15 protein-coding genes are annotated in these 11572 nt (G+C 36.7%); 13 read left to right on the top strand and 2 right to left on the bottom strand.

The genetic code is table 11. The features are described from left to right. Window positions 1-70 precede the first annotated feature (70 nt). Window positions 71-1021 (top strand): GSCFA domain-containing protein, encoded by a 951-nt coding sequence (locus RBU60_RS08150; RefSeq protein ID WP_308864315.1) that lies wholly within the window; start codon window positions 71-73, stop codon window positions 1019-1021. A gap of 13 nt (window positions 1022-1034) precedes the next feature. Here the strand turns inward: RBU60_RS08150 and RBU60_RS08145 are convergent, their stop codons facing one another. Next, window positions 1035-1343 carry a rhodanese-like domain-containing protein gene (locus RBU60_RS08145; protein ID WP_308864312.1) on the bottom strand — a complete coding sequence of 103 codons (309 nt, stop codon included), beginning with the start codon at window positions 1341-1343 and terminating at the stop codon, window positions 1035-1037. A gap of 158 nt (window positions 1344-1501) precedes the next feature. Then, a complete protein-coding gene (locus RBU60_RS08140; RefSeq protein ID WP_308864311.1) occupies window positions 1502-1909 on the bottom strand; it encodes a hypothetical protein in 408 nt (135 codons plus the stop codon). A gap of 304 nt (window positions 1910-2213) precedes the next feature. Between RBU60_RS08140 and RBU60_RS08135 the strand changes: the two genes are divergently transcribed. The 12 genes from RBU60_RS08135 to RBU60_RS08080 all read left to right on the top strand — a co-directional run bounded on the left by RBU60_RS08135 (window position 2214) and on the right by RBU60_RS08080 (window position 11571). Continuing rightward, window positions 2214-2822, top strand: a complete 609-nt coding sequence (locus tag RBU60_RS08135) for a DUF4230 domain-containing protein (RefSeq protein WP_308864310.1) — start codon at window positions 2214-2216, stop codon at window positions 2820-2822. 11 nt (window positions 2823-2833) lie between these two features. Next, window positions 2834-3403 carry a TetR/AcrR family transcriptional regulator gene (locus RBU60_RS08130; RefSeq protein ID WP_308864308.1) on the top strand — a complete coding sequence of 190 codons (570 nt, stop codon included), beginning with the start codon at window positions 2834-2836 and terminating at the stop codon, window positions 3401-3403. A 60-nt stretch (window positions 3404-3463) separates the two neighbouring features. Beyond that, window positions 3464-4417, top strand: coding sequence for a Fic family protein (locus RBU60_RS08125; RefSeq protein WP_308864307.1), 954 nt, complete (start codon window positions 3464-3466; stop codon window positions 4415-4417). Window positions 4418-4514: 97 nt separating this feature from the next. Further along, window positions 4515-5588, top strand: coding sequence for a 2Fe-2S iron-sulfur cluster-binding protein (locus RBU60_RS08120; protein ID WP_308864305.1), 1074 nt, complete (start codon window positions 4515-4517; stop codon window positions 5586-5588). 67 nt (window positions 5589-5655) lie between these two features. After that, window positions 5656-6612, top strand: a complete 957-nt coding sequence (gene paaA / locus RBU60_RS08115) for a 1,2-phenylacetyl-CoA epoxidase subunit PaaA (protein WP_308864304.1) — start codon at window positions 5656-5658, stop codon at window positions 6610-6612. Window positions 6613-6729: 117 nt separating this feature from the next. Continuing rightward, window positions 6730-7080, top strand: coding sequence for a four helix bundle protein (locus RBU60_RS08110; RefSeq protein ID WP_308864303.1), 351 nt, complete (start codon window positions 6730-6732; stop codon window positions 7078-7080). Between the two features lie 47 nt (window positions 7081-7127). Next, window positions 7128-7427, top strand: a complete 300-nt coding sequence (paaB, locus tag RBU60_RS08105) for a 1,2-phenylacetyl-CoA epoxidase subunit PaaB (RefSeq protein ID WP_308864302.1) — start codon at window positions 7128-7130, stop codon at window positions 7425-7427. Window positions 7428-7673: 246 nt separating this feature from the next. Beyond that, window positions 7674-8453: a 1,2-phenylacetyl-CoA epoxidase subunit PaaC gene (gene paaC, locus RBU60_RS08100; protein WP_308864300.1), complete on the top strand. Its 780-nt coding sequence runs from the start codon at window positions 7674-7676 to the stop codon at window positions 8451-8453. A 72-nt stretch (window positions 8454-8525) separates the two neighbouring features. Beyond that, window positions 8526-9026 (top strand): 1,2-phenylacetyl-CoA epoxidase subunit PaaD, encoded by a 501-nt coding sequence (gene paaD / locus RBU60_RS08095; RefSeq protein WP_308864299.1) that lies wholly within the window; start codon window positions 8526-8528, stop codon window positions 9024-9026. A gap of 81 nt (window positions 9027-9107) precedes the next feature. Then, complete coding sequence (locus tag RBU60_RS08090) at window positions 9108-9890, top strand: enoyl-CoA hydratase-related protein (RefSeq protein WP_308864298.1); 783 nt, start codon at window positions 9108-9110, stop codon at window positions 9888-9890. A gap of 95 nt (window positions 9891-9985) precedes the next feature. Then, a complete protein-coding gene (locus RBU60_RS08085; protein ID WP_308864297.1) occupies window positions 9986-10351 on the top strand; it encodes a four helix bundle protein in 366 nt (121 codons plus the stop codon). A 50-nt stretch (window positions 10352-10401) separates the two neighbouring features. Next, the gene (locus tag RBU60_RS08080; protein WP_308864296.1) at window positions 10402-11571 is read left to right on the top strand and encodes a 3-hydroxyacyl-CoA dehydrogenase NAD-binding domain-containing protein; all 1170 of its coding nucleotides are present in this window, start codon (window positions 10402-10404) and stop codon (window positions 11569-11571) included. The last annotated feature ends 1 nt before the right edge of the window (window position 11572 follow it).

The following is an 11572-nucleotide window of genomic DNA, read 5'->3' as shown; positions in this document are numbered from 1 at the left end:
TGAAGATGTGTTGAGATGTCAGTTTGAAAATGTGTTGATCAGATAATTTCGATTTCAATTTATAAAAAAGATGAAATTACAAACCCAAATTAACATTCCTAAGCAAGAGCCTAAAATAGGCTACGACGCTAAGTTGGTATTGTTGGGGTCTTGTTTTTCTGAAAATATAGGGGAGAAACTTTCTTATTATAAATTTCAGCAGCTGCAAAATCCGTTTGGGATTCTTTTTCATCCTTTTGCCATCGAAAACCTGATCGAGAGAACGGTACATCAATATGTTTACACAGAAGAAGATTTAATTTTTCATAACGAGCAATGGCATTGCTTGGATGCACATTCCAGATTGAGTTCATCTGATAAGAATCAGCTTCTTCAGCAATTGAATGATTCTTTAAAGCAAACGCTTCAGTGGTTGGAGGAAGCTACTCACGTAATTTTCACCTACGGCACGTCTTGGGTGTATCAATTTAAACAAACGGGAAGTTTTGTAGCGAATTGTCATAAAATCCCGCAAAGAGATTTCGATAAAAAATTAATTCCAACGGAGCAGATTCAAGGAAGTATTCAAAATACAGTGCAACTTCTTCAGCAAATTAATCCGTCATTACATTGTATTTTTACGATTTCACCTGTTAGGCATATCAAAGACGGGTTCATAGAAAATCAGCAAAGTAAAGCCACTTTAACCACCGCAGTGCACCAAAGTATTTCTTCCGTAAAGCAAAGCACTTATTTTCCTTCCTATGAAATCATGATGGACGAGTTGCGAGATTATCGTTTTTATGAACGCGATATGCTTCATCCAAATGCTTTGGCCATCGACTATATTTGGCAGCATTTTCTAGATACTTGGGTAGATTCTTCTGCTTTGCCGGTAATGAAAAAGGTAGAAAGCCTTCAAAAGAATATGGAGCACAAAGCCTTTCATCCTCAAAGTGAAGCGCATCAAAAATTTTTGGCGAAGTTAGAACAACAAAAAACGGAATTAAGAATACAATACGCGCATATTCAGTTTCCTTGATATTTAGCCGGGATTAATTCAATTTTTGCGACAAGTTGAACCATCCGCCGCCATTTATACACTCAACTCCTTTACTCTTTAAAACTGCGACGGCACTGCTAGAACGCATTCCGCTTGCGCAACAGGTAATAACAGGTTTATTCATTTTCTTGATTTCCTCTACTTTCGTATTAATTTGAGGTAAGGGGATATTTTTAGAGCCAGGAATGGCTCCGCCAGCATATTCTCCTTTACTTCGCACATCTATAATTACGGCTCCTCGAGCTTTAAAATCTTTTATCATTTTAGCTTTATTTCCGAATAAAAAACTGAAGATTCCCATAACGTGTTATTTGTTAACAAAGTAAACGTATACATTTCAATCTATGGGTAACTCATGTTACGGAGCTCTCTTTTTATAAAACAATTCGATTTTAGATGTAAAAAGAGCGATGAAAATCTAAATTTCTCATCGCTCTTTTAAGGCTAATCAAAATATTTTTAGCGTACCCATTTTTGGATATATCCATCACCTGGAGCCGCATCTACAGATATTCTAAGCGTGTCATCAACACCAAATCTTAGCGAGGCAGGATAATAACTTCCATTACTTCCCAATTCTTCGTATCTATAGTGTGTGCCGTCTTGCAAAACAATTTCTTTCCATTTTACTTCTCCTTCTGTAAATCCAGTAGGTTGTGCTGGAGCAGGGGTTACTACAACTCCGCTATTGTCATTCACATTGATAACCATTCCGTTGTTTGCAGGGTTATTTCCTCCAACTCTAATCCACTCGCCTTGAATTTGATCAAGTTCAGACGGTGTTTGTTCTCCGCTATCATCATCTGAAGAGCAACTCACAAATAGCGATAATAAAAGTAAAGAGGCAAATTTTAGTGTAGTTTTCATAATTGATTTTATTTGGGTTTAAGATTTATTATTTTCTGATACTCTTAATTATTGCTGAGTTTTTTTAAAAATATTCAACTGTGTTTTATTTCTTTTTAAAAACTCAGACGATTCAAAAGTAAGGTATAGTTGCTTGATTTTAAAGATCTAATGTGTCTGTGGTGCTAAGTGTTTTGTAACTGGTTCGTTTTCATGTATAGATGGTTATTTGATTTGTTACGTATATATTTCCGCTTGACGCTGAAAGAAAATAGGAAAGCAGTGAGTCTTTTAAAAAGTTGTACTTTAGAGCAAAAATTAAACTATGAAAAAACTCATCATAGGAATCATCATTGCCGTTTTAGTGGTTTTTGCTTATCAATATTTTACAGATAGAAAAGATAAAAAAACCGAATTGGCCCAAACCTCTGCGCTTATCGAGAAGGAGGTGAAGAATGTGAGTAAGTTGGTGGTGATTGAAAGCTCTTATGCACAGATTTTTACCTATAAAAACACTCAAAATGTGTTTATGGGGCTTACTGCTAAAAAGAAAGCTATTTTGGCTGTCAACACAAAAGCGACGGTAGCTTATGATTTGGCACAACTGCAATATGAAATTATGTCCGATAAAAAAGTGCTTAGAATTACTCAAGTCCCAGAAGCGGAATTAAATATTTACCCCGAGTTTGACTTCTATGATGTTTCCCAGGATTACCTCAATCAATTTGAGGCTGATGATTATAATGAAATCAAGAAAAGGGTGACCAAGCAAATTAGAAAAAAAATAGAAAAGTCTGCTGTAATGCAGAATGCAGAAAATAGATTGGCGTCAGAGCTTCAAAAACTCTTTATTTTAACCAATAGTTTGGGGTGGACCTTAGAGTATCATAAACAACCCATTCAGTCTGAAAAGGAATTAGAAATTTTACTTTAAGTGGTCTTTTCATGAAACCCAACAGAAAAGAAGAAATTATCCTTAAAGCGGCACAGCTTTTTAAAGAGAAAGGTTACAATGCTGTTTCTATGCGCGATTTGGCGCAAGACTTAGGCATTAAAGCGGCAAGTTTGTATAATCATATTCACTCCAAACAAGAAATACTGGAAGGCATTATTATGCAAGTCGCTCGGGATTTTACATTGCATATACATGAAGTCTCACCAAAGCCTATTTCCGCTATCCAAAAATTAGAAGAAATTATCCAAATGCATATCGATTTGACGATTCAAAAAACCGATTTCTTGGCGTGTATGAATAATGATTGGATGCATTTAGAGGAAGAGAACAGAGCTAACTACATTGACATGCGAGCCGATTATGAAACGAAGTTTCGGGAAATTCTTCAAGAAGGTATCGCAGCGAAAGAATTAAAAGAAAGCGATCCAGAAATTATGCTTTTTTCTATTCTTTCTACCTTGCGTACTTTTTATTTATGGTACGCTAAAAATAAAAATATTAATCCCAATGTGCTTAAAAAAGATCTTACCCAAACCTTGCTTCAGGGAATTATCGTGTAAAACCTTAATATCGGATAGTGTATTTTTTAAGTTTACCCGATAATAGTGTATCTTTGTGATATGTGGGACATTAACTTAGCATATCGAGAAAAATTACAAGCCACCTATGATCGCTTGTACGAGAAAAAGCAAATTTTGCAACAAAGCAGACCTTTGCCTGGTATCGCTTTGCAAAAAATTAAAGAAGCTTTAAGCATAGAATGGACCTACAATACCAATAGTATTGAAGGAAATACGTTAAGCTTGCGCGAAACTCAATTGGTTTTGCAAGAAGGTATAACCATAAAAGGTAAATCCTTAAGAGAACATTTTGAGGCCAAAAACCATGAAACGGCACTCAATCAATTGTATAAAATGGTAGAAAACAAGCAGGCTTTAAATGCCAAAAGCATTTTAGAACTGCATAGTTATGTGTTAAGAAGCATAGAAGATGATTATGCAGGTCGGTTAAGAAATGCTGGTGTTCGCATTGCGGGAGCTAATTTTATTCCTCCCAATGCACAAAAGGTTTCTAGTTTACTCGATGAGCTTGTAGAGTTTATGGCTCAAAATCCGCTTCAGCTTAATAATGTAGAACTGGCTACTGTTTTTCATCATAAATTGGTTTGGATTCATCCTTTTTTTAATGGTAATGGTCGTACGGTGAGGTTGGCCATGAATTTGAAACTCATGCAAGAAGGTTTTCCGCCCGCCATCATTTTAACCAATGACCGTAAAAAATATTACGAAGCTTTAAACCAAGCCAATAAAGGTAATTACTATAAACTAAGCCTTCTTATGGCTCAAGCTTTAGAGCGTAGTTTAAATATTTACCTCAATGCTTTGCCTAGTAGTGATGATGATTATCGTGAAATTAGCAGTTTAGTTAAAGAGGAGTCATTGCCTTATGGGCAAGAATACATCAGTTTGTTGGCGCGTCAAGGTAAAATAGATGCTTATAAAGAGGGTAGAAACTGGCTTACTACCAAAAAAGCTATAGAGGATTATATGGCGAATCGGCAACGTAAACGCTAGATACTCTGTTGGTAGGCTCGAAGCTAGGGTTTTAACAAGCTAAATTTGCATGTAAAACTAACAATCGTTAGTTTTGTAAGGAAGCAGAAATCAGACTATGGCAAAATTTCATCAATTAGAAGTACAACACGTTTATAAAGAAACGAAAGACTGTACCGTAATTACCTTTCATGTTCCGGAAGACTTAAGAGAAGCTTTTCACTTTAATCACGGGCAACATTTAACCTTAAGAAAAGAGATTAATGGCGAAGATGTAAGAAGATCTTATTCTTTATGTACTAGTCCGCTAGACAAAGAATGGAAAGTAGCGGTTAAGGAAATCCCTGAAGGAATTTTTTCAACTTATGTAAATCAATCTTTAAAAGCGGGCGAAACCTTAGAGGTAATGGCGCCTAGTGGGAAATTTGGAGTGAAAGTTGCAGCAGATAAAACAAAGAACTATTTGTTTTTTGCAGCGGGAAGCGGAATTACTCCGGTGTTATCTATGGTAAAATCCCATTTAGCGTCCGAACCGAATTCGACGTGTAAATTATTCTATGTAAATAAAACCGCAAATTCCATTATCTTTAAGGAAGAGTTGGAGCAATTACGTAATACTTACTTTGGAAGGTTAGAGATTTATTACTTTCTTACCGAAGAAAAAAGAGATATCGAATTGTTTAACGGTAGATTTAATGATGAGAAGATGGAAGTTTTAATTCATAATTTCATCGATATTCCAGATACGAGTGAAGTATTTTTATGCGGACCTGAAGCGATGGTGAATTATGTGGGCGATTATCTGGTAAATGCCGGCTTACCTAAAGAATTGATTCATTTTGAATTGTTCGTAACCGGTCTTTCTGAAGAAGATATTGCCAGAACCAAGCGTTTGGCTAAGCAAAATGTAGAAGGAACCCAAGTGACAATTGTAGACGGTGGTAAAGAATTTAGCTTTACCATGACCAAAGAATATGATAATCTTTTAGATGCAGCCTTAGGTGCTGGAGCAGATCTACCATTCGCTTGTAAAGGCGGAGTTTGTAGTACTTGTAAATGTCAAGTTTTAGAAGGTAGCGTAGAGATGAAAGTGAATTATGCCCTAGAAGAAAAAGAAGTAGCACAAAACTTGGTATTGAGTTGTCAATCGGTGCCTACTTCAGGAAAAGTAAAAGTAGATTTTGATGTGTAAAATCAGTTAGAAAGTTTTAAAGAAAGAAACATTCAGCTTTACGCTTTCAATAAAAAACAAAAGAATTATGAGTGATAAAGAAATTAAAAATTTAGAAGATATATTCGAGGCTAAGATAGCCCGAGATGAAAAAATAGAACCTAAAGATTGGATGCCAGAGAAGTACCGTAAAACGCACATCCGGCAAATGTCGCAACACGCCCATTCAGAAATTGTAGGGATGTTGCCAGAAGGAAATTGGATTACCCGAGCGCCTTCTTTGCGTCGCAAAGTGGCTTTATTGGCGAAAGTGCAAGATGAAGCAGGTCATGGACTGTACCTTTACAGCGCCACCGAAACTTTGGGAATTTCCAGAGAGGAGATGTACAATCAATTGCATTCCGGAAAAGCGAAATACTCTAGTATTTTTAACTATCCAACCATTACTTGGGCAGATATTGGTGCGATTGGCTGGCTCGTAGATGGAGCTGCAATTATCAACCAAGTGCCGTTGTGTAGCACTTCATTTGGGCCGTATGCCCGTGCTATGGTGCGTGTTTGTAAGGAAGAAAGTTTTCACCAACGTCAAGGCTATGAAATTATGCTCACATTATGTAATGGGACACCAGAGCAAAAAGCTATGGCTCAAGATGCATTAGATCGCTGGTGGTGGCCGTCTTTAATGATGTTAGGGCCTACAGATGATGCTTCTACCCATACCGAGCAGTCCATGAAATGGAAATTGAAACGTAAAACCAACGACGAATTACGTCAGCAGTTTATAGATCAAACGGTTCCACAGGCCGATATTCTAGGCATTACCGTACCAGATAAAGATTTAAAATGGAATGAAGAAACTGGTCATTATGACTTTGGTGCAATCGATTGGGATGAGTTTTGGCAAGTCGTAAAAGGTCACGGTCCTTGCAATAAAGAACGTATGCAAACCCGCGTAAGCGCATGGGAAGGCGGAGAATGGGTGCGTGATGCCGCTATGGCTTACGCCGAAAAACAAGCGGATAAAAAAGTAAGGAAAGCGGGGTAAGCAATGAAATTGAAATCGAATTTGAAGCTGAAATCGAAAAGATGATTGTAAAATGAAACTGGAACTGAACTTAAATTCCATTCAAATATTCATGATAGAACTGCAACTTTAGGTAGAATGAATGAAAAAAGGTTTGATTTAACTGATCGATTAGAAGATTTTGCAGCAAGCATAATATTAGTTTATGATCAAAAACCTATGAGTTATGCTGGAGATTACCTTGCAAAGCAACTTATTCGTTCTTCTTGTTCATCAGCCTTAAATTACGGAGAAGTACTTGGGGCGGGTACAGAAAAGGATAAAATCAATAAATTAAGAATTGTCTTAAAAGAATTAAGAGAGAGTTTAAGAAATTTGAATATTCAAACCAAGGCAAAATTAATGCCTATTGATAGCTTAAACGTTTTCAAGGATGAAAATGATCAATTAATTCGGATTATAGTTACAAGAATTAAAAATATTAATTGAAGAAAATCAAATTCAACTTAGAATTCGATTTTTTTAAACAAAAAAATATGTCAACAGATAAGAAAACAAAGAACTGGCCCTTATGGGAAATATTCGTTCGTAGTAAAAACGGACTCGAGCATCGTCACTTTGGAAGTCTCCACGCTGCAGATGCAGATATGGCTCTAGAAAATGCCCGTGATGTCTATACGAGAAGAAGTGAAGGCGTGAGTATTTGGGTGGTAGAATCGATTAATATTACGGCTTCTAATCCAGAACACAACGGAGAAATGTTTGAGCCGGCAGCAGATAAAGTGTACCGTCATCCTACATTTTACGAATTGCCAGATGAGGTAAAACATATGTAAATTCCTGCGCAGGCAGGAATCTAATCGCTTAATAATTTTATTTTTTTACCTACATAGGCAGTAACTTCATTATGTCATCGTGAATTTTGGTCTATCCAGTAACCTTAAGACGGCATGAATTTCCGCGGAAGCGTAAATCAATCAAATTTCTGTCAGTTGAATTTCATCTTGTATATGAAATCATAATTGGAGGAATTTAGACTTCAGTGATAAAACAAAAAGATTTTTGAATAAATAATAAATACCATGAGTTCAAAACAAGAAAATATCCGTTTACACGGAGATAAGATAAAATATATCTACGGCATTGCCGATAATAGCTTAATATTAGGTCAGCGGCTAGGAGAATTAACCGGTCACGGACCTACCTTAGAAACCGATATTGCGTTAACCAATATCTCCTTGGATTTATTTGGACAGGTGCGTAGTTATTTTCAGTATGCGGCACAAATTTCAGATGGAGAAGTTACCGAAGATGATTTGGCTTTTCTAAGAACCGAGCGGGAATATTTAAACGTGCTTTTAGTAGAACAACCCAACACCGATTTTGCTTTTAGCATTGGTAGACAATTTTTGTTTGATCATTTCCATATTCTTTTAATGACCGAACTGCAAAAATCTAAAGACGACACCTTGGTCGCTATTGCTAAAAAAAGCATTAAAGAGGTGAATTATCATAAGCGGTTCTCATCAGATTGGGTGAAACGTTTAGGTGATGGTACCGAAGAGAGTAAAGAGAAAATGCAAACCGCTATCAATGATTTGTGGCGATTTACAGATGAATTATTCCACACTACAGAAGCTGATGAAGCGATGATTAAAGCTGGAATAGGAGTAGATGTAAAGCAACTAAAAGATACGTATTATAAGAATGTATCGGAAATTTTAGAAGAAGCCACTTTGGATGTTCCCGAGTTAAAATATTTTCAAAAAGGAGGAAAAAAAGGAATCCATAGCGAACATATGGGCTTTATTTTAAGCGAAATGCAATATATGCAACGTGCTTATCCTGGCGCTAAATGGTAATTAGATTGGAGATTTTTGAATGAAGACGGAAGATTTTAGATTGAAATCAAAAATACCAAAGCCTTAATTTTTATGACGGAAGAAAAAGTACATATCGAGAAAGAATTAGAGCCCATCTTAAGGAAAATTCCAGATCCTGAGATTCCTGTGCTTTCTATTTTAGATTTAGGTGTGGTTCGCGAAGCTAGGTTAGACGGCAAAAAAGCGAGTGTAAAAATAACACCTACGTATAGCGGTTGTCCTGCGATGGATGTGATAGGAGATGATATCGTGACGGCTTTGACGCAAGCTGGATATGAAGCAAAAGTTGATTTAATTCTCGCGCCAGCCTGGAGCACCGACTGGATTACAGAAACAGGTAGAAAAGCCTTAGAAGATTATGGAATTGCACCACCTATGGATGCTTCCGCAGATAAAAGAGCTTTGTTGGGAGAAGAAAAATTGGTTAAATGTCCGCAGTGTGGTTCTACACAAACCCATTTGGTAAGTCAGTTTGGTTCTACCGCTTGTAAAGCTTTATTTAAATGTGATGACTGCCAAGAACCCTTCGATTATTTTAAATGTTTAATCTAATATAAATCGAAATTGAAGTTGAAATCGAAAAAGAATAAGGTTTCAATTTCCTTTTCAACTTCAACTTCAACTTCAAAAAATATGAATAAAAATATACAAGTAGAAATCAAAAACCAGGTGGTTAAATTGAGCTTAAACCGACCTGAAGTATTTAATAGTTTTAACAGAGAGATGGCTTTTGAGCTGCAAGACGCTTTAAAAGACGCGGCTAAGAATAAAGAGGTTCGAGCTATTTTGTTAACCGGAAACGGAAAAGCTTTTTGTGCCGGACAAGATTTAAAAGAAGTAACCGATCCCGATCTTAATCCGGGTTTTAAAGCAATTCTTGAAGAACATTACAACCCCATTATTCAGTTAATTCGCGAAACGGCAAAACCAGTAATTGCAGCGGTAAATGGTGTGGCGGCAGGAGCCGGAGCCAATATTGCCTTAGCTTGTGATGTGGTGGTAGCTTCAGAAAGCGCTGCTTTTATTCAGGCGTTTAGTAAAATAGGCTTGGTGCCAGATTCGGCTGGAACTTTTTTCTTACCACGATTAATTGGTTTTCAAAAAGCTTCGGCTTTAGCCATGTTAGGTGATAAAGTAGATGCGCAAGAAGCGGAACGTTTAGGGATGATTTATAAGTACTTTCCTGCGGATACCTTTGCAGATGAAGCCGAAAAACTTGCTTTAAAAATGGCCAAAATGCCTACCAAAGCTTTGGCGTTAACCAAGGAAGCATTGAATCAATCGCTTAGCAATAATCTAGACGAACAATTGGCTTTAGAAAGCAAATTTCAAATAGAAGCTGCTTCCTCAAAAGACTACAAGGAAGGCGTAACTGCTTTTATGGAGAAAAGAAAACCAGAGTTTAAGGGAGAATAGATTAACGATTATTGATTGGAGATTTTTTGATTTGGGATTAAAAATTTTTGACTGAAAAAAATCTTAACTTGTAATTTCGTCAAAAAACTCTTATTATGAAACCTGTTGAATTAGAAAATCGACTTATCCAATTTGCAATCGACACCATTCTTTTCTGTAAAACCGTCGAAAAATCTTTTGCTGGAGATCATTTAACAAAACAACTAATTAGGTCAGCAAGTTCTTCAGCACTAAATTATGGCGAAGCAAGAAGCGCAGAATCAACACGGGATTTTCTGCATAAAATGAAAATCTGTTTAAAAGAACTAAGAGAAAGCTTAATAAATCTAAAAATTCAAAAAGGAACAAAACTAAGCTCAGACTTCACGAAGTTGGATAGACTTCTCAATGAGAATAATGAGCTAATTTCCATATTTGTAGTTGGCATAAGAACATCAACAGCAAAACTCAATTTCAAATAAGAAAAATCAAAAATCGTTAATCGACAATCAAATAAATCGTTAATCAACATATGAAAGTAGGAATAATAGGAGCAGGAACCATGGGAAGTGGCATCGCACAAGTTGCGGCAACCGCAGGATGCAAGGTGATGCTTTATGATACCCAACAAACGGCCCTAGATAAAAGTAAAGCTAAACTAGAAAAAGTGTTAGCGCGTTTAATTGAGAAGGGAAGAATTGATGAAACTGAAAAAAGCAGAATTCAAGGAAATATCTCTTATGTTGGTGCCTTAAAAGATTTAGCAACAGCCAATTTAACCATTGAGGCTATTGTAGAAAACTTAGAGATTAAGCGCAAAGTTTTTCAAGAACTAGAAAGCTATCAGGCTAAAGATGCAATTATCGCTTCGAATACCTCTTCGCTTTCTATCGCTTCTATTGCCGCTTCTTTAGAGAATCCAGAACGCGTAATCGGAATTCATTTCTTCAATCCAGCACCATTGATGCCTTTGGTAGAAATTATTCCGGCCATTCAAACTTCTAAGGAAGTTCAAGAGAAAATGGTAAAAATTATAGCCGACTGGAAAAAAGTTGGTGTTTTGGCTAAAGACACTCCGGGCTTTATTGTCAACCGAGTAGCCCGACCTTTCTACGGAGAAGCACTACGAATTTATGAAGAAGGCAAAGCCAGTTTTGCAGAGATTGACCGCGCTATGAAAGAGTTGGGTGGTTTTAGAATGGGCCCTTTTGAATTAATGGACTTTATTGGAAACGACGTAAATTACACCGTTACCGAAACTGTTTTTAAAGAATTTTATTACGATCCGCGTTACAAACCTTCCTTTACTCAAAAACGTCTCTCTGAAGCCGGTTACCTAGGTAGAAAAACAGGAAAAGGTTTTTACAACTATAAAGATGGCAAACCTGTCACCCCGAGCGGAGTCGAGGGGTCCTTCAATGATGACAATGGGGAAAAAATTCTAGACCGCATCTTGGTAATGTTAATCAACGAAGCGGCAGATGCTTTATTTTTAAATATTGCTACCGCAAAAGATATAGATCTTGCGATGACGAAAGGCGTGAATTATCCCAAAGGCTTACTTACGTGGGCCAATGAAAAAGGAATCGATTGGTGCGTTAATCAGATGGATGCTTTATATGAAGAATACCATGAAGATCGCTATCGCTGTAGTCCGCTTTTAAGAAAGATGGAGAAAGAGAATACCAATTTCAACTTCTAAT

The organism is Mesonia profundi (assembly GCF_031085155.1).
GTDB classification, from domain to species: Bacteria; Bacteroidota; Bacteroidia; order Flavobacteriales; family Flavobacteriaceae; genus Mesonia; species Mesonia profundi.
The sequence above is the reverse complement of the archived record's forward strand: the minus strand, read 5'-3'. Positions and strand labels throughout refer to the sequence as shown.